General features: G+C 29.9%; 17 protein-coding genes, 1 tRNA gene and 2 rRNA genes. 5 read left to right on the top strand and 15 right to left on the bottom strand.

Annotated features, from left to right (window positions below):
* Window positions 1-1,473, bottom strand: a complete 1,473-nt coding sequence (gene lysS, locus JV122_RS02625) for a lysine--tRNA ligase (RefSeq protein WP_205842962.1) — start codon at window positions 1,471-1,473, stop codon at window positions 1-3.
* 103 nt (window positions 1,474-1,576) lie between these two features.
* Window positions 1,577-3,757 (bottom strand): ATP-dependent zinc metalloprotease FtsH, encoded by a 2,181-nt coding sequence (ftsH, locus tag JV122_RS02620; RefSeq protein ID WP_276207343.1) that lies wholly within the window; start codon window positions 3,755-3,757, stop codon window positions 1,577-1,579.
* 127 nt (window positions 3,758-3,884) lie between these two features.
* On the opposite strand from ftsH, the gene JV122_RS02615 reads away from it, so the two are divergent.
* A tRNA-Arg gene (locus JV122_RS02615) sits at window positions 3,885-3,961 on the top strand.
* Between the two features lie 6 nt (window positions 3,962-3,967).
* On the opposite strand, the gene JV122_RS02610 is transcribed toward JV122_RS02615, so the two are convergent.
* From JV122_RS02610 to JV122_RS02560, 11 genes are all read right to left on the bottom strand, one after another.
* Window positions 3,968-4,696 carry a class I SAM-dependent methyltransferase gene (locus JV122_RS02610; protein WP_205842960.1) on the bottom strand — a complete coding sequence of 243 codons (729 nt, stop codon included), beginning with the start codon at window positions 4,694-4,696 and terminating at the stop codon, window positions 3,968-3,970.
* Window positions 4,683-6,236, bottom strand: coding sequence for an LppA-related lipoprotein (locus JV122_RS02605; RefSeq protein WP_205842959.1), 1,554 nt, complete (start codon window positions 6,234-6,236; stop codon window positions 4,683-4,685). Before JV122_RS02605 ends, JV122_RS02610 begins: the two co-directional genes overlap by 14 nt.
* 85 nt (window positions 6,237-6,321) lie before the next feature.
* Window positions 6,322-7,251 (bottom strand): ABC transporter permease, encoded by a 930-nt coding sequence (locus JV122_RS02600; protein WP_205842958.1) that lies wholly within the window; start codon window positions 7,249-7,251, stop codon window positions 6,322-6,324.
* A gap of 2 nt (window positions 7,252-7,253) precedes the next feature.
* On the bottom strand, window positions 7,254-9,188 hold the full coding sequence (locus JV122_RS02595) for an ABC transporter permease subunit (protein ID WP_205842957.1): 1,935 nt from the start codon (window positions 9,186-9,188) through the stop codon (window positions 7,254-7,256).
* Entirely contained in the window at window positions 9,181-10,713 is a 1,533-nt protein-coding gene (locus JV122_RS02590) for an ABC transporter ATP-binding protein (protein WP_205842956.1), read from the bottom strand. The genes JV122_RS02595 and JV122_RS02590 overlap by 8 nt, the downstream gene beginning before the upstream one ends.
* Before the next feature lie 86 nt (window positions 10,714-10,799).
* A complete protein-coding gene (locus JV122_RS02585) occupies window positions 10,800-11,261 on the bottom strand; it encodes a prolipoprotein diacylglyceryl transferase (RefSeq protein WP_205842955.1) in 462 nt (153 codons plus the stop codon).
* Window positions 11,206-12,702: a BMP family ABC transporter substrate-binding protein gene (locus JV122_RS02580; protein ID WP_205842954.1), complete on the bottom strand. Its 1,497-nt coding sequence runs from the start codon at window positions 12,700-12,702 to the stop codon at window positions 11,206-11,208. The genes JV122_RS02585 and JV122_RS02580 overlap by 56 nt, the downstream gene beginning before the upstream one ends.
* A 145-nt stretch (window positions 12,703-12,847) precedes the next feature.
* Window positions 12,848-13,435 carry a transcription termination/antitermination protein NusG gene (nusG, locus tag JV122_RS02575; protein WP_308699325.1) on the bottom strand — a complete coding sequence of 196 codons (588 nt, stop codon included), beginning with the start codon at window positions 13,433-13,435 and terminating at the stop codon, window positions 12,848-12,850.
* Window positions 13,435-13,665 (bottom strand): preprotein translocase subunit SecE, encoded by a 231-nt coding sequence (locus JV122_RS02570; protein ID WP_205842953.1) that lies wholly within the window; start codon window positions 13,663-13,665, stop codon window positions 13,435-13,437. The genes nusG and JV122_RS02570 overlap by 1 nt, the downstream gene beginning before the upstream one ends.
* Window positions 13,665-13,808, bottom strand: a complete 144-nt coding sequence (gene rpmG / locus JV122_RS02565; protein ID WP_205842952.1) for a 50S ribosomal protein L33 — start codon at window positions 13,806-13,808, stop codon at window positions 13,665-13,667. Before rpmG ends, JV122_RS02570 begins: the two co-directional genes overlap by 1 nt.
* Before the next feature lie 47 nt (window positions 13,809-13,855).
* Window positions 13,856-14,353 (bottom strand): dUTP diphosphatase, encoded by a 498-nt coding sequence (locus tag JV122_RS02560; protein ID WP_205842951.1) that lies wholly within the window; start codon window positions 14,351-14,353, stop codon window positions 13,856-13,858.
* Between the two features lie 123 nt (window positions 14,354-14,476).
* On the opposite strand from JV122_RS02560, the gene rrf (JV122_RS02555) reads away from it, so the two are divergent.
* The 4 genes from rrf (JV122_RS02555) to dcm all read left to right on the top strand — a co-directional run bounded on the left by rrf (JV122_RS02555) (window position 14,477) and on the right by dcm (window position 16,818).
* Window positions 14,477-14,582 (top strand): 5S ribosomal RNA (rrf, locus tag JV122_RS02555).
* A gap of 105 nt (window positions 14,583-14,687) precedes the next feature.
* Window positions 14,688-15,605 carry a hypothetical protein gene (locus JV122_RS02550; RefSeq protein WP_205842950.1) on the top strand — a complete coding sequence of 306 codons (918 nt, stop codon included), beginning with the start codon at window positions 14,688-14,690 and terminating at the stop codon, window positions 15,603-15,605.
* 40 nt (window positions 15,606-15,645) lie between these two features.
* A 5S ribosomal RNA gene (rrf, locus tag JV122_RS02545) occupies window positions 15,646-15,751 on the top strand.
* A gap of 110 nt (window positions 15,752-15,861) precedes the next feature.
* Window positions 15,862-16,818, top strand: a complete 957-nt coding sequence (dcm, locus tag JV122_RS02540) for a DNA (cytosine-5-)-methyltransferase (RefSeq protein WP_205842949.1) — start codon at window positions 15,862-15,864, stop codon at window positions 16,816-16,818.
* 22 nt (window positions 16,819-16,840) lie between these two features.
* On the opposite strand, the gene JV122_RS02535 is transcribed toward dcm, so the two are convergent.
* Together JV122_RS02535 and JV122_RS02530 are read right to left on the bottom strand one after the other, a co-directional pair.
* On the bottom strand, window positions 16,841-17,362 hold the full coding sequence (locus tag JV122_RS02535) for a DUF402 domain-containing protein (protein ID WP_205842948.1): 522 nt from the start codon (window positions 17,360-17,362) through the stop codon (window positions 16,841-16,843).
* The gene (locus tag JV122_RS02530) at window positions 17,346-18,881 is read right to left on the bottom strand and encodes an MYPU_1760 family metalloprotease (RefSeq protein WP_205842947.1); all 1,536 of its coding nucleotides are present in this window, start codon (window positions 18,879-18,881) and stop codon (window positions 17,346-17,348) included. The genes JV122_RS02535 and JV122_RS02530 overlap by 17 nt, the downstream gene beginning before the upstream one ends.

Below are 18,881 nucleotides of genomic sequence, written 5' to 3'. Positions count from 1 at the left end.
CTAGTTGTGTCCTTTATTTTTTAAGTGTGGGAATAATAGAACTTCTCTAATTGATTCTTTTTGTGTTAATAACATTACAAGTCTATCAATTCCAATTCCACATCCTCCAGCAGGAGGCATTCCGTATTCTAAAGCTTCTACAAAGTCCATGTCAATTTCGCTTGCTTCATCATTTCCTGCATTTTTTTCTTCTAATTGATCTTCAAATCTTTTTAGTTGATCAATTGGATCTGTAAGCTCACTAAACATATTTGCGTATTCTTTTGTGTTGATAAATAGCTCTGCTCTGTCTGTGAAACGAGGATCTTTTTCATTTTGTCTAGCAAGTGGTGAAATTTCAATTGGGTGTCCATAAACAAAAGTAGGCTGAATTAGTGTTTCTTCAACAAATAACTCGAATAACTCATTGATTAAGTGACCTGAAGTAAAGTAAGGTTCTACTTTAATTTTGTTTTTAAGAGCAGCTTCTTTAATTTGCTCAAATGAAGCTTTTTTAAGATCAAAACCTACATATTTTGAAGTTTCATCTACCATATCAATTTTTCTGAATGGAGCTTTTAGAGAGATTTTGTGTCCTCCGTACTCAATTTCTTCTTTACCTAATTTTTTAGCTAAAGAAGAAATTAAATCTTCTGTTCTTTTCATCATTCCGTGAAGATCTGAATAAGCTTCATAGAACTCGATTGATGTAAATTCTGGGTTGTGAGTTGTGTCAACTCCTTCGTTTCTGAAGATTCTTCCGATTTCATAAACTCTATCAAAGCCACCAACTAATAGTTTTTTAAGAGGTAATTCTGTTGCAATTCTTAAATAGAAATCCATACTTAGGGCGTTGTGGAATGTTGTAAAAGGTCTTGCACTTGCTCCTCCTAAAATAGGGTGTAATACAGGAGTGTCAGCTTCTAAGTATTTTAAATCATCAAAAAATCTTCTTACAAAAGAAATGATTTTACTTCTTGTTCAAAACACTTCTTTTGTTTCTTCATTAATAATTAAATCAACATAACGACGACGATATTTTTCTTCTACATCAACAAGTCCATGGAATTTTTCAGGAAGTGGTTTTAGGGCTTTTGTTAAAAGTTTAATGTTTTCTGCTTTTACAGAAATTTCCCCTGTTTTTGTTTTCATAACAGTTCCTGAAGCAAAAATAATATCTCCGATGTCGAAAGTTTCTACTAATTTTGCAAGCTCTTCATTTTCTTTTTTAGAGAAATATACCTGTGTTTTAGATTCATCATCTTTAATAACAATAAAAGGTCCTCTGTGAGTCATGATTCTTCCTACAACAGAAGCTTTGAATTGTTTTTGCTCTAATTCTTCTTTTGTGAATGTGTAGTATTTTACAATTAGAGATACTGAGTTGTCGCTAATTGGGTCTAATGCTTGAGCATAAGGATTAACATTTAATTCCTTATATTTATTCAGTTTTTCTCTTCTTACTAATTCTTGTTCGTTAAATTTTCTTTCCATAATGTTTCCTTTTAATCAATATATTCGTTAATTCTCGCGAAAATAAAGACGCACACAAGGGCGTCTTTACTCTAATTATACTATTTTTAGCCTAAATACTTTATTATTTTTTATTTTCTTGATCTTCAGAATTTTCATTTTGAGTATCAAATAAAGTATTTTGCTCTTTTGAGTCTTCTAGAGGTTGTTCTAGAACTTCTGTATCTAAATCAACTTCTTTTGTATTTTTGTTTGATTTAGAAGTTTCTGATTTAATTGAATCGATTAAGCTATCTAAGGATACATCGTCTTTTTTGATTTCATCTTTAACTTCTGCTCTTTCTGGAAGTTTCATGTTTTTAGCAATGTATTCAATTTCTTCAGAAACAATAGTTTCGTTTTCTAATAATGAAGTTTTAATTAGTTCTAGTAATTCTCTGTTTTCTTGAATTACTTTTTTAGCTTGCTCATAAGCTTCAGAAATAATTGCTCTAACTTGTAGATCAATTTCGTGTCCTACTTGGTGAGAGAATGACATGTTTTTAGCATAATCTCTACCTAAGAATGGATTTGAAGAGTTTTCTTCATATTGGATTGGTCCTAAAGAAGACATACCGAATTCTGTAACCATTCTTCTTGCAATTTTTGTTGCTTTTTCAATATCATTTGCAGCACCTGTTGAGATTTCAGCAGCACCATAAATAATTTCTTCAGCAACACGACCTCCCATAAAGGAAGCGATTGTTGCAAGTAGTTCTGATTTTGTTGCGTTGTATTTTTCGTTTTCTGGAAGCATTAAGTTGTATCCACCAGCATCACCACGAGGGATAATAGTAATTTTTTGAACTTTGTTTCCGCCAGGAATTTTAATTCCAACAACAGCATGTCCAGCTTCGTGGTAAGCAACCATTGTTCTTTCTGCTTCTGTAATTGTTCTGTGTTTTTTAGCAGGTCCACTCATAACTCTATCGATTGCTTCATCAATTTGAGTTGGAGTAATAACTCCTGTTTCTTCTCTTACAGAAAGAATTGAAGCTTCGTTAATAACGTTTTCTAGTTGAGCACCAGAGAATCCTGGAGTTCTTTTTGCAATGTTTTTGAAATCAATTTGGCTTGAAATTCTTTTTCCTTTTGCGTGTAATTCAAGAATTTCTGCTCTTTCTTTAATGTCTGGATAGTTAACTGTAATAGTTCTGTCAAAACGACCAGGTCTTTGTAGAGCTGGGTCTAGAACGTCAGTTCTGTTTGTTGCAGCAATAACTAAAATACCACTGTTTTCTGTCATTCCGTCCATTTCAACAAGTAATTGGTTAAGTGTTTGTTCTCTTTCGTCGTTTCCTCCACCAATTCCTGAACCTCTTGAACGTCCTACAGCATCTAACTCATCAATGAAAATAATTGCAGGAGCTTCTTTTCTAGCTTCTCTAAAGAGTTCTCTAACTCTTTTAGCTCCCATACCAACATAAAGTTCAACAAAGTTTGAAGCAGATATAAAGAAGAAAGGAACATTAGCTTCACCAGCTGTTGCTTTAGCTATTAATGTTTTCCCTGTCCCTGGAGGACCTCCTAAAAGAATACCTTTAGGAATTCTTGCTCCGGCAGCTTCATATTTTTTAGGATTTTTTAAATAATCCACAAGCTCCATTACTTCTTCTTTAACTTCTCTGTTTCCTGCTATATCACTAAATCTTTTGTTTGAATTAATTTTAATAGCTTGGCTTGCGTTTTGATTTCCACCAAAAAGTCCACCCATTCCATTTCCGCTTCCACCTTGTCTCATGAAACTTAAGTAGAAGAAAACAATAAATAGAATAGGAACCGCAATTGATAATAATACAGGTATTGCACCTAAAATTCTTTCAAATCAGTTTGCTTGAGGTATTCCAACGTTTGCAATGTTAGGAGTTTTTACAAGAGCTGCAATATTTTGGGTGTCTCCTGTGTATTTAAAGGCATCTTGAATTGCTTGAACGTAAGTTTTGTCAGCTCAAGAAACTTTTGCAACCCCTCCCTGTAGTTTGTTTGAAATAGCTGGTCCAATATTAAAATAATACTGTATTTCACTTAGCTTTTCGTTTTCGACTTTTAATTCGCTGAACGAAACAGTTCAGTCTCGATCATTAACAATGAACTTTGTGAAAAGTATATTGTCACTATCTGAAGCATTTGCTAATCTTAATTTTTCTTCAAAAGCACCTAAACTAATTAATGTAGGTTTAGGTTGAAAAAGATCATAGAGAAAATAAGCAACTATGATAGCAATAATGATACTAATTATGATAGTTAAGGTTTTTCTTGTCTTCATCATTATCCTTTCTTTATTTATTTTTATTTAAATATTATAATACAATAATCCTTATTAACTAATAAATGAAAAGAAAATTTATAATTTTTGCATAAAAAAAATTTTTTATGATAGAATTATTGTACGTGGTTCCGTAGCTCAGCAGGATAGAGCACAAGCCTTCTAAGCTTGTTGTCAGAGGTTCGAATCCTCTCGGGATCGCCATTTTTTTTATTCTTTTTTTAGAATTCAAAAAATGGTGTTGTCTGAAAATTCCTTAACTCTTGAGTTTTCAAAGAAGTTTTGGTCTCTATTTACTATTTCTAATAAACTAAAATCTGTGTTTTGTTTTATTTCTTGTTTAAGTTCTTCAATGGAATAAAGATGCATAAAATCACAGGAATTTTCGTCATTAATATAAATGTAGTCACCTTTTGTTTCAAAAGAGAATTCGGGGCATTTAGATCAAAATGCACTGAAATATTCTCTGTATTTTTGTTCGTCTCTTTCATGGGCACTAAAGATGAAAATTCCATCTTTTTTGAGAACACGATAGATTTCTTGAAGGGCTTTGATTCTGGCTTTTTGGGAAGGAATTCCTGGAAAGCCATTAAATGAAAATAAAACAAAATCAAATGAATTGTCTTTGTATTTTAATTCTGTTGCATCTTGAGTCTCAAATAAAATATTGTATTTAAATTGCTCATTTAAAATGTTAGCTTGCTCAATCATTGAAGAAGAAATATCGCAAGCTGCAATATTTTTGTATCCTAGTTGATACATTCCAAAAGTGGTTCTACCGGAACCACAACCCAAATCTAAAATTTTTGTTTCTTTATTTTTTAAGTATTTTTTGATAAAAAATGTTTCTGATTTTCATAAACCAATTTTCAAAGTAGCTAAAGAGTACTTGATAATGGTTTTGAGATCATGAAACACTTTTTTATTATTGTTGTTCATCTGAAATAAAATAATAGATTTCGGATTTGAGATTTAGTTCATCTGAAGCTCAAGAAACATCTTGCATTGTAGAAGGATAGTCTTCTTGAACAAGTTGTAGAACTAGATTTAATTTAAATGTTACTTTTGGTCTGTTTGAGCCATCATTTCTTTTGTCAACGAAGACTTTAATTTGATCTATAATCTCTTTTGTTAAGTTGGTAACAAAAGGAAACACAGCAATTCTGTTGTCTAAAGCAACAAAGTTTGGTGCTTTAGGACTTCCATAACTGTTTTTATAGATTCCACCATTGTCTATAATAGAAATTAATAATCTATTGAAAATAGCTGTTTTTAAATAATCACTTATAACTAATTTATCAGTTATTTCAACTTCTCCTTGATCAGCACTTATTTTTTGAATCTCTGCATCAATTCTGGATTTTAGTGATTTTGTTGCTTCTTTTGCGTCTGCTGGAGTCATGAAGAAAGTTATAATTGAGTCTTTAGGATTTTCGAGTTTATTTTGTCAGGATTTAAGCCCTTCAAAAACAAACTCTTTTTCTACTAAATTACTTGTTCCACTGTGGTCTTGTGTGTCAATTATTTCTGTAGATAATTTTAGTGTACCATTAATATCATCTGCATCAGCACCTTTGATTTTAATCTCGTATTTATCGCTATTTTCATCTCATTCAAAGAATTCGTTCTTTAAGTTTTCTTTTGAAAAACTTAAAGAAGATCTAAAGAAATCTCTTGTGTTATTAACAAGGTTTTCTAAATTAATTTGTCTTTCTGAATTTGTGGTTGATGTTTTTCTGGAAGCAAAGTTTTCTGGGTTATAAGCATATAAAGACATTGTTGCTAAAAAAGAAGGGTAGAGTTTTTTAAAATTTTCAGATAATTCTTTTTTAGAAAAGAATTCTGATGCTTCTTTTATTTTCTTTTCCCTTTCTGTTAATTCAGGAATCTTAAAGTCTTTTATTTTAATTATTTTTTGTTGTGTTTGGTTTTGTTTTGTAAATTCAAGAATTATGTTTTCAATATAACCTTCTGTTTTGGTTGCTTTTGTTTGATTATCAACAACGGATTTTATTGTATATTCTTCTTTGTATTCTTGTGCGATATTGATTAGATTAATAAAGGAATTTGGTGAGCTTTTGTATCTATTGAAAACAGTTTCAGCATCTTGATCTTTGTCTAAAATAGTACTAAATTCTGTAGGAAAGTTATCTAAAGAAGCAAAAGACACTTCTTTAGGTTGCTCGGGTTTTTCTATTGGTTGTTCAGGTTCTGGGTCTGGTTTTGGTTCTGAAGGTTCAGAAGGTTTTTCAGGTTCAGGAGGATTTGTTGGTTTTTCTGGTTCTGAAACTCCTGAAGGATCTTTTGATTCTTGTGGATCTTTTGAATCTGAAGGGTTTGTTGGTTTTTCAGGTTTATTTTGATCTATTGGTTGAGAGTTGGAGTTTGCAGGTTTTTGTTCTTTGTTGCAAGCTATTAATATTGTTGATGAAGCAACTATAGGTAATGTTGCTAGTAGCAATTTAAATTTTAGTTTCATAGTTAAAAATTATACCACAGCATAGAGTTGATAAAGGACTAAAAAGGCAAAACAAAAAAGTTGACTTTGTAGTCAACTTTTGAGTTTATCTTTTGGACTTGTCGTAAGGTTGTCCAAGCGCTGCGGGTGCGAGCGATTTTTTGGATGTAAACATCAAGATCAATAGTGTTGCGACAAATGGAATTGTGTTGAATAGATATCCATAAGCTGCAAAATCTTTGAATACACCTTGACCAATAGAGAAGTTTGCTGCTGTTGAGTAAATAACAGCAAATAAAGAAGCAAAGATGAATACAAAGGCTGGTTTTCATTGTCCCATAATTAAAATTGTTAGAGCTAAGAAACCAATTCCTTCAGCTGTTCCCGCAAAACTTCCTCCACGTCATTGGAAGAATATTCCTCCAGCAACTCCAGCAATCATCCCTGAAATAACAACTCCTTGTCATTTAAAGAAGTTTACATTGATTCCAGCAACGTCTGCTGCTTGTGGGTTTTCTCCGATTGCTTTAAATCTAATTCCTCATTTTGTGTATCTTAACATTACTATTGCAACTACGAAGATTACAATAACAACTACAACTTTTAGAGAAATGATGTTTAGTGGATCATTAATTGTGTTAACTGATGCAGCTAATTCTTTAACATTACTATTAAATTTATTAGCATCACCAACTAATTTTAATAAGAAGATACTTAAAGCAGGAGCTAATAGGTTAATAGCAACCCCTGAAATAATGTGATCTCCTTTAAGTTTGATTGTTACAAATCCATGTAACATTGCAAATAGTCCTGTTATTAGTCCTGAAGCAATTAATAAAGGAATTTGCATTCAAGCGTTTGAAATTTTAAGTATGTGACTTAACATTCCATAAACTGTAGCACCTACAATCATCATCCCTTCAATACCAATGTTAACTATTCCGGATTTTTCACTGAATAGTCCTGATAAAGAAGCTAAAGAAACAATACAGAAGAAAGTAACTGCTAATAATAATATTGATAAAAACGCCGCCATTATTAGATTACCTCGATTCTAAGTCATTGTTTTTGTTCTTTAAGTTTGATAATGATATTTTCTTTTTCTTTAATATAAGCTGCTTTATATTCAATTAAAGAAGCTTTATATTGTTCCTTAAGAACTTCAAGATCATAGTATCCTAATTCTGTAAGTTCTTTGTTGATTTCTCTTCTTTTTTCTGACATAACTCTGAATAATTCTAGTTTTTCATTTTCTGTCATTTTGTTTTTAGATGCAGATTTAAAGAATTCACCTTTTAGTTGGTCTTTTAATTCTTTTCATCTTACAACATTTTCTTTGTTTGTTAATTTAACTACTTGTTTTGAAAGTTTGTATTTTTTATATGATAATCATTTTGTTGTTCAATAAACTTTGAATAAACTAAACTCGTGTTTTTTAGCATGTTCATTAATTAAGTCAATGAAGTTTGAAATAAATAATACTTCTCTTTCAAGTTTCTTAATTTGTAATTTAGAAACTGCTTGTTGATCACTTTGAGCAGCAATCAGTTTGTCGAATGCAGCATTAGTTTGTGTAATTAATGCTTTTAAGTAAGATTTTTTAAGTTTAAATAAACTTAATTTTTTATCATTTTCAATTGAGTGTAAATGATTTGTTAATTCTTTATAATCATTAATTGTATTTCTAATTTCTGCTTTTTGAGCTTCGCTTAGTTTTTCTGTTGCTAATCTTAACTCAAGGGCATTTTTCATTTTCATTAATGAATTGTATTTTCTTTCTTCTTGAGAACCATATTTAAGTTGGTCTTTGTAGAAGAAACCGCTTCTGATGTAAGCAATAAATTTAATAAATTTAGAAACAGGTTTAAATTTATAAAAGACTACTGAAATAGCAGCAAGATAGATAATAATCCCTGAAACTATTTGAACAGCTTGTTGATCTAGTTTAGAGTTAATTAGTTGTAGTCCATCTGCTCCTGTTGTTAAAAAGGCATACAGTAGTGATGTAAAGATAGAACCTATTGGTGAGTTGTGTGCTAATAATGAAACAGCAATTGAGTCAAATCCATATGGTTCTGGGCTACTTTGTACAACAATACTATTTCTTACAAAGGTATAAAGCACAAATCCAGCTGCTCCAGCAACAATACCTGAAAATCCTAAAATACCAATAATTAAGCTTTTTTCGTTTGTTCCTGAATATTTAGAAGCATCTTTATTTAGCCCTGTCATTTTGATTTTGTATCCTAAAGTTGTTTTTTTGATAACAAATCAGATACCAATTGCAAAAGCAACAGTAACCACAAAAATAACAGCTGTAATTCATGGTTTAAAATATTCTAAATTTTCAAAGAATAAAGATTTTGTAGAAGGAGCAGCTGCTTTACCTGATGGTAATACAAATGCATCCTTTCCTGTTGAAGAATCTAATAATTGGAAACAAATATAGAATATGATTCAGTTTAATAAAATAGTTGTAACTACTTCGTTAATATTTAAGAAGGCTTTTAGAACTCCAGCAACTAAACCAGTTAATAGAGCAGCTAAAATACCTGCTAATAGTCCTACAAATAGACCTAATGAAGAGGCAACTATTTGAGAATCATCTATACTTGGTGACATTTTTGTGACAACAGCAAATGATACAATTCCCGCTGCCATCATCTGTCCTGCAACCCCGATGTTAAACATCGAAGCTTTAAATCCGACCCCTACCGCTATTGCAGCTAGTAAGAATACAGAAATAATTGCAAAAAACTTAGGAAGTCTTAAATCAGAAATTGCACTTGAAAATAATTCTGAAAAAACAGTAATTGGATTAGCACCTAAAGATGCAATGAAAATGGAAGCAATAATAAATCCGAATACAATCGCTCAAAGAGAACTGAAAATTTTCTTTCTTGCGCTTGTATTATCTTCTTCAAAGAAGAAGTTAGAAAACCTTTTAAAAGGTGAAATCTTTGTATTATTCATTTCCTACTCCCGCCATTAATAATCCAATTTCATTTCTAGTAATGTCTTTTACTGCCGTTTTTTCTGATATTCTTCCTTTATTAATAACTACTACTGAATCAGCTAAAGCAAATACTTCATCTAACTCGTATGAAATTAATAAAATTGTTTTTCCTGCTTGTTTTTCTTCAAGAATTTTTTGGTGAATGATGTTGATTGCTCCAACATCAAGTCCCCTTGTAGGTTGAATAATGATAATAAAATCATGTTCAGTTAGCATCTCTCTACCTACAATAGCTTTTTGTTGGTTTCCTCCAGAAAGAGAACGAGCTTTTGAAATTCCGTCCCTTCCTCCACGAACATCATAAATTTCTTCAATTTCTTTATAAAACTCATTTGTTTTTTTAGAAGAAATAATTCCTGCTTTTTGGAATCTAGAATCATTTAGACGTCTAATGATTGAGTTTTGTCCGATTGAGAAATCAAGAACAAGTCCATATTTATGTCTATCTCCAGGAATATAAGAAATTCCTTGTTGTTTTTTCTTAAACACACTTAATTTTGTAATGTCTTTAAGTTCTCCATCTTTATTAATAAAGACTTGACCTTTTGAAGGTTTTAGTAAACCTGATGCAACAAATTCGATTTCTTCTTGTCCATTACCTTCAACTCCAGCAATAGCAAGAATTTCTCCTTTGTTAATTTGGAATGAAACATCTTCAATTCCTTTTAGATGTTTTGCTGTAACATTTCTAAATTCAAAACCAACTTCTTCTGAAATGGTGTCTAAAGTGTTTTTTGGCATTACAACTTTTTTTCCAACCATTGCTTCTGAAATTTCTGAAATAGAAACATTTTCTAAAGAATCAAAGTGTCCAACCACTTCTCCTCTTCTGATAACAGTAGCTTCATTTGCTACTGATTTAACTTCATTTAATTTATGAGAAATGAATATAATTGTTTTTCCATTTTCTCTAAAAGTCTTCATTGTTTCTAATAAACCTTCAATTTCTTGAGGGTTTAAAACAGCTGTAGGCTCATCAAAAACAAGAATTTCTGCATCACGATAAAGCATTTTCATGATTTCTACTTTTTGTTGTGTTGCAACTGTAGCATTTCCTGTTTTTTGATTTAAATCAAAATGAAGGTTGTATTTATTTTGAATTGTTTTAATTTTTTCAATTGATGTTTTAAGGTCTAAAAAACCTTTTTGTACAAACTCATCACCTAAGATGATGTTTTGTAAATTGGTATATGCATGCACAAGCTTAAAGTGTTGGTGAACCATACCAATACCCAAATCATTTGCTTGATTTGGATCTTTAATGTACATACTATGACCATTTATTTTGATTGTTCCTCTTGTTGGGGTATATAACCCAAAAAGAATAGACATTAATGTACTTTTTCCAGCACCATTTTCACCGATTAAGGCATGAATTGTGCCTTTTTTGATGTTAATGTTTATATCTTTATTAGCAACAATAGGTCCAAACTCTTTTGTTACGTTTATAAATTGAATAGCATAGTTTTTTTGTGTATTCATTACATTATCTTTCTTTTTTCTTTGTCTAAAAAAATAACCCTAAAGTTATTTTTTTATTTTTTTATATTATACAACAATATTGATAATTAATTAAGATTGTTGATTAGCCATTCCTGCTTCTGCTGTGTTTCCAGAAGGTTGTGTATTATTCATTCCTGTCGCTTCGCTACCGCTCGCTGGTTGTCCTTCTGTTCCACACTAGCTGCTGGTTGTCCTTCTGTTCCACTAGCTGCTGGTTGTCCTTCTGTTCCACTAGCTGCTGGTTGTCCTTCTGTTCCACTAGCTGCTGGTTGTCCTTCTGTTCCACTAGCTGCTGGTTGTCCTTCTGTTCCACTAGCTGCTGGTTGTCCTTGCATTGAACCTACTTCTCCTGATTTATTTTTAGGTTCTTCTTCTCCTGCTCCTCTTTTGCTAATATTTCTTTTTTTATTTGAATCTTCTTTATCGTCTGGAGCAGGAGCATCCCCTTGCATTTTATCAGCTGGATTTTCTTTAGTTCCTCGCTTGGTCTCCTGATTGTTGTCCGCCTTGTCCTTGTCCTTGTCCATCACCTGTAGGAGCTGGAGCAGATGGTGCAGGAGTTGGAGCAGGCGCTGCTTTTTTACCTGTTTGAGCATTAATTTTTCCTGCTAATTCATCTAATAACCCTTGGTTATCTTTTTTGCCTTCCCCTTTTGCAGATCCATCTACTGTCATGAATGGAATTGCTAAAGCTGATTCCATTTTTTCTCTATTATCTTTATCTGCTTGTGGTAATAATTCTTTGAATTTAGCAACCGCTCTATCTAGAGCTGCTTGAGCTTTATCTTTGTTATCTCCCGCTAATGATGATTTAGACACACCTACGAACCCATCGTAGTATCCTAAATAAACGTGAGCATTTTTACCTGATGCACCTTCTGTAAATGTTGAGATAATATCTGATTTATCTCCTTTTTTAATAAATAAATCTGTAAGAACTCTATATAAAGTAGCTCCTAATCTTTTTTCGATTGATGTAATGAATTTTGATGCATCTGTAGCAAAAGGTTTAGATTGATCTGTGTCAACCCCGATGATTAATTGTCCTTTATTTGCTTTTTTAACATCTTCTAAAGCAACATTAGTAAATGTTCCTGCTACTGGTAAAACAATTTTAGGTTCTTTTTCTGATACCAATGTATCAACTAATGTTTTATTTTTTGTTTGAGATGGATCAAATCCTGTATTAAGCACAATTTTATCGCCTGTTAATTTAGTTACTTTTTCATTTTCTTCATTGTATTTGTAAATTCCACCTAGGTATCCAGCAATAAATCCTGTTACTCCAGCTCCATTGTGTCCTCCAAATACAACTGTATTTCTTTTAGAATCATCCGCTACTGTTTGAGCTAAATAATCTGCAGCAGCATATCCTGCGATTCATCCTGCGTCTTCTGTTCTATAGTTTAGAGAAATAAATTGTCCTTTTGGTAATAGATCATCATTTGATTCTCAGTCAATTGCAATAACGATTGGGTGTTTTGCGTCAAAACTTTGTTTTTTAAGAGGGTTTTTGTATCATTTTGTAAATGCGTCTCCGTGTTGGAATCCTGTTAATACTCATACATTTGCATCTGTTTTGATTAATGCATCATAAGAATCGCTAAGGTTAGATTCTGATGGTTCAACATATCTACTTACTTTGTTGTTTGTTTGTGTAGAGTGTTTTGAAACAGCTTCTCAAAGAGATTCGTTAAATGATTTATCGTTAACTTTTCCTCCAGCTGTCATTAAAACGATTTTTAGTTCTTTTGTTTTGTTTGCATCAATCGCTGCTTTAACTTCAGTTGCTTTTGATGCGACTAAATCAGCAATTCCTGCATAGTCATTTTTTGCGTAGTTTTTTGTGTTGTCAGTGCTGCTTGATGCACTGTTTGAATTTGAGTTACATGAAGCCATTGCTACTACAGAAGCTAGTCCTGTAAAGCTGGTTCCAAGTCCTAATAATAATTTTTTAGTAAATTTCATATTTGTATGCCTTTCTTTGTCTTTTAATACACTTATAATTATATATTAATGGACTTAAAATTCAATAAAATTTGCACTTTTACGGCGAAAAAGTATAAAAAAATTCAATTTTTTGGCGTTTTTGCAACAAATTGAATTTTTTTTATTATTTTTCTTTGATTAATTTAAGAATTGTGTTATCGAACTGAACAGGTGTTTTTTTACCAAATACTTCAACATTAACTCAAGTTGAACCAGCTACATTTTCTAAATCAGCTACTTCTCCTTCTGCGTCTTTAAATGGTCCATCTGTAATTAATACACGTTTATTAACTTTGAATGGTGATAAGTGTTTTCCTTCTTCAAATTCTTCTCATGATTTCTTTTCAGCTTCAAACATTTTTCTGATTTCTCTGTTTGAAATTGGAGTTGGTTTTGCTCCTTTTCCGTGAGAACCAATTAGTCCAGTAACATATTGTGTGTTACGGATCATAAATCAAGCTTCATCAGTCATGTTCATGTTAATAAAAATATAACCTTTGTATAAATTATCTTTTTTAACTTTGTAAGCTTCACCTTTAGCTTTTTTCTCAAGTTCTCTTTGGCTAATTCTTGGAATTTCAAACATTTTGATTTCACCAAATTGTTCTTCTAATAATTCTGATTTAACACGGTTATTTAGTGATTCAATAACCTTTTCTTCTTTTCCTGAAACTGTTGAAATCATATATCACTTAAAATCTTCTCTTGACATTAAAATCCTACCCCCATTTGTTTTCAAATATAAGTCACTAAAACAGTGATTGCTAAAAATAATAGCGAACAAACAATAACAAATAATAAAGTTAATAAATAGTTATTTTTAGCAACCTTTGTGGTTGGTCACTTAATTCTCTTTATTTCTTTTATTCAATTTTTAAATATATGTTTTTTTTCTTTTTTCTGTTTTATTTCTTGATTATTCTTTTCTTTTTTCTTTGTCATTACTTTTCTTCCTTGTGTAATGTTTGTATTCCACACTTTTTACAAAACTTTTTTACTTCAAGTCTTGTGTTTATAGATTTATTTTTTGTATAGTTTTTTGATTTACAAACTTCACAACCTAATGTTATTTTATCTTTAGCCATAATTTTTAAATTATAACATTTTTTGACAAAAGCCAAAAAATAGCAATTTAATAATTGTTTTTTATTCTCTTAATATTGATTTCTGCTTTTCTGTAATAAGCGTCAAACAGTTCTTTTTGATCAATATTGAGAATTTCTAAAAATCCTATTAGTTGTGAAAAAAGTTTGGTTAATGTTTGTTTGTCGAACTTTCCTTGAAATTCAACAGCACTTTTAAAAACAGTTGATAATTGTGTGTTTATTTGTTTAGAAACAACTTCTGGAGTTATTTGTGGATCAACACCCAATTTGTAAGAACAGGAGCTTAAAAAGTGAATGATATCAGCTCATTCTTCCATTAGTTTTGGACGATCTTGTTCTGTGTGTACTTTTCAGTATTTAAAGCTTTGTAATTCATTAGCAAACTCTGCTATTTCAACTATTATTGCTATTGAAATACTTTCTTTTCACTGTTCTTCACTCAGAAAAACAAACCTTTCTTCCCTTGCTTCTCCAAACTTTTTGTCTAATTCTTTTTGTAATTCAAATACTTTACTAAAATCCATATTTAAATTATATATTTAAATTAATTATCAATAAACAAAAAGTCAAAAGTCACTGATTCAAAAAGAATAGTTACACAAAATATACTTTTTTCTTTGAAAAAAATTTTTTTAGTGTATCATATTTACAGTGACCAAGGCAAAGGGGATCACCTGATACCATTCCGAACTCAGTAGTTAAGCCCTTTAGCGCCGACGATACCAGAGATGGGAAAATAGGACGTCGCTGCTTTTTTTTATTTCTTTTTTTATGATATATTAAAAGTTACCGCTTATTTCAAACAGGAATTTTATATAATTAAAGTAACGAATTTTGAAAGCAGAAGGAGAAATAAAAATGGTAGATAATATTGATTGACTTTTATTTTGTTCAACAAAGAAGGAAGATAATAATATAATTTATTGAGATGCTAGAATTCATCCAGAAATTAATAAATACATAGAATGCAACAAAAAAATTACAGAAGCATTAAAAGAAATCAAAATCAATAAAAGTGAAGAAAATTACGAAAGGTTGTTCAAACTTTTCGCAAGTAAATACGGAAAAGCAAATCAGTTTAATTGTTTTCTTAAGATGTTTATTTATTCTGTAGAAACACTAAAAAAGCGCTTTTCTATATTTACAGAAATTGCGGATCATTACATTCAGTGTAGAGAAATAATACAAATGACTAATATTTCTTCTGTTCAAGCAAAAATCGATGATTTTAAAAAACTAAATAGCAAAAAGATAAGAAGATATAAACTTGAGAAAATGCTAAAAGACAATGACTTTGAAAAAACAGAAACTGTTGAAGATTTTTTAAGTAAAGAATTTTCTTTTATATTTTTCGATAAATCTTTTGATTCAGAAAAACTAAATAATTATTTAGATTTCCCATTTCTAAATAATACGCACACAAAGATGTTTGATGTTTGCTTTAAAATTAAAGATAAATTATTTGTTTTAAAAGCCAGAAGAATGAGGGAAAAAAATAGCGGAACAAGCAAACAAATAGATGACTTGTTAGCTAATTTCAACATAAATAACCAAAATAAAAATCTCTATATAATTTCCTTTTTAGATGGTGCTTATTCTGACAAATTACTGCATAAAATCAAAGTTTTTGTAAAAAATAAAGAACAAAAAATTCAAAAAAGCAAAGAAGGTAATCAAATAAAAAATATTATTCAAGGTCTAAAAGAAAATGAAAATTCATATTGACTAAATACAGAAGGGTTAATTCTTTTTCTAAAGCAAAATTTAAAAAATTAACTTTTTTTCTTTGAAAAAAAATTTTTTAGTGTACCATATTGTTAGTGACCAAGGCAAAGGGGATCACCTGATACCATTCCGAACTCAGTAGTTAAGCCCTTTAGCGCCGACGATACCAGAGATGGGAAAATAGGACGTCGCTGCTTTTTTTTATTTCTTTTTTTTATGATATATTAACTTTAAATCAGGATATTTAAAGCGGTTTTGAAGTAAAACTTTTATATAATTTAGTTAATGTTATTAGTTAGGAGGAATATTGAAATTTTTTGATTTTTGTTCAGGAATCGGAGCAGGAAGATTAGGACTAGAGAATGCTGGTTTTAGTTGTGTTGGGCATTCTGAAATAAATAAAGATGCACTCCAAACATATGAAGTGTTATTTAATGATAAAAATAACTTTGGAGACTTAACAACTTTAAACACAGAGAATCTCCCTGAATTCGATATTATGTTGGCTGGTTTTCCTTGTCAAACTTTTTCAATAGCAGGAAAAAGAGAAGGTTTTGAAGATCAAAGAGGTCAAATAATCTTTTCTTTAATTAAGATTCTTAAAGACAAAAATATCAAATATTTCATTCTTGAAAATGTAAAGGGTTTATTAAATCACAATAAAGGACAAACACTCAAAACCATTTTGAATCTTTTAGAAGAAATTGGTTATAGCACTTACTATAAGGTTTTAAACAGTATAAACTTTGGAGTTGCCCAATCAAGAGAAAGGATTTATATTGTAGGATTTAAGAAAGAATTTTATAGTGGTGACTTTCGTTTTCCAGAAGGAAACAAAAATGTTGTCCCTTTAAATAATTTTTTTGATTCTCAAAATGTCGAAGAACTAAAAGAGGATAATTTAACATTTCAAAAATATCTTAATAACAAATACAACCAATCTAAATTAACATATAGTGATTTAATTAAAATAGAAGACACTATAATAGACTGAAGACAGTCTGATTTAAGACTTTATAAAGGATTTTTCCCTACTTTGAGAAACGGAAGACAAGGTTTATTATATGTAAAAAATGGAAAACTAATAAAACTAAATGGATATGAAGCTTTTAAACTGCAAGGCTTTCCTGAACAAAAAATTAAGCTTCTAAAGAGTAATTCAAAACTCAAAAAATCTAAACTTTTAGCTCAAGCAGGCAATGCAATGACTGCAAATGTCATAGAAGCAATTGCAAAAGAAATGAAAAAGTGCTTTAAAAACTAAAAAATTAGAAAACAATTGCCTTCTAATTCTCTTTTGATTTATTTAAGTAAAAATCAAGAATGTTTTTATCAAATATAAAAGTGTCAGTATAATAAAGATTGACAATTTTTTTTAATTCTTCTAAAACAACATCCATTAATTTTTTAGGATACTTCATCTTTTTTGCATTTGTTAAGAATTCTTTTTTATCAATTATATTTAGTTCCTTTTGAGGATATGCTTTGATATCTAAATCATAATCAATAAATTTAATTGTATTATCTTCAAAAAAGAATGAAGAAGCCAAGTTTATATAAGTATAGTAATTTTTGTTTCTATGTGTTATTACAGCGTTGTATAAGCTGTTTTTTGGAAAAAATCAAAGTGTTGGTTCTTTGATGCTTCATTTTTGCTTTGATTTTTCCATTACTTTAGTTTTATAATCTAAGCAAGCTACTGTGTAGTCTGGATTATCTTCAATGATTCTTGCTCCAGTTCATTGACGATAGAGTTTTCCGTTGTATTTATAAGCTTGCACATTAACAAATTTATTTATCAGATTCATTTTCTTCCTTTTTAATTGGACTTATTAAATTATATAACTTATTAGAATCTTTTGATAAATAAGAATCTAAATAACTTCTAAAACTAGTTGCGTAATATTCTTTTTGATCAATGTTATTAAGGTTTATTTCGTTTTGTTCGACTTCATTATTTTTGTTTAGATCACTCCAAAATTTAGGTTTAACTGAAAAGTCAATGTTTTGAGCATCTATTCAATCTCTTGAAACATAGGAATAAACGGGTGTTTTAGGTAAGAGATCAAAAGTTTTTGACTCAAAAGTTTTTTTAGCTTTGTAGTTGTTTTCTACAAAATCAACATAAGAAATTTGCTCTTTTTGATCTTTTGTTGAAAAAATAATTCCTGTAATTTTGTTTTCAAGATTTCCTAAAATTTTGATTTGATCGTAGTTTCTGCTATTTTCTAAAATTCCATTTTGATAACTCAAAGAATCATTATACATAATTGCTGAAATAGGGGAAAATGCCCCTATTTCAGAAAGAAAATCATTAAATAAATTCTGAATTTTATTCTTTAAAACAAAGCTTTTTTGGTCTTTGTCTTTGAGTTCAAAATTGCCAAAAGCTCCACCATTTACTATTGGTTTTAATGAGTGGGAAACTCCGTTCTTTTCTTTTTGAACTGAAGCAGTTTTAATTCATTCTTTGAGTACATTATTGTCTCAATTTGGCAATGAGTTTTTAGATTCTAAATAAAAATGCTTAAAAGATTCTCTGGCTAATAACTCTTCTAAAGAATAATTATATTCAGGATCACTATAAACTTTTTTAAGTTGAGAATCAAAAGGATTTTTTATCGAAAATACAGTATTTTCCTGTATTTTCGGAAAATCTTGTTTTGAATTTTCTTTGTATTCTGCTAATGTAAAATTATTGATTATGTCTTTATAAGTATATTGAGAAAAGAGATAATTTTTGTTTGCATTTTCAAGACTAGGTCTAAAATTATCAAAGTTTTTATCTGTTGCATTTAAATCATCAAGAAATTTAGTTACAAACCTTTTATCATAAATTTTTTTAATGTTTTGAAAGGGAATAAAATAGTTTTGAGGCTCTATTATGTATTTTTTATTTGATAAATACACAGAGTCTAAAAAGTGAATATATTCATGATAAAAGATTTGTAAGAGCAACTCAACTTTATCTTCTTCTTTTATATTTTGAAACTTTGAGGTATTTAAATAAATTTCTTGAGAATTGGCTGAAAAGAAAGCTTCGAGTGAATCGTTGTTTTTAAACAGCGCTAAATCTTTATCAATGTAAATTCCCTTTAAAAACTTAATTTCAGGACCATAAAACAGTCTTGTCTTTATTTGTTTTTGAAAATCTTCTAGTTGTTGTGGATTCAAAAAATGTTTTCCATTTTTTGAATAAGAATAAATATTGACAAAACTCTTTGTTTCTTGCTGCGTTTGTTCTGTTTTTTGACAAGAAAGCATGCTAAAAGATGACAATAAAGGTATTGCCACAAATCCAAATTTAACAAACTTTCTTTTATTCAT

The organism is Mycoplasma procyoni, from assembly GCF_017052595.1.
Lineage (GTDB): Bacteria > Bacillota_I > Bacilli_A > Mycoplasmatales > Metamycoplasmataceae > Mesomycoplasma_A > Mesomycoplasma_A procyoni.
Note: the sequence above shows the minus strand (reverse complement) of the source record. Positions and strands in the feature narration are given on the sequence as shown.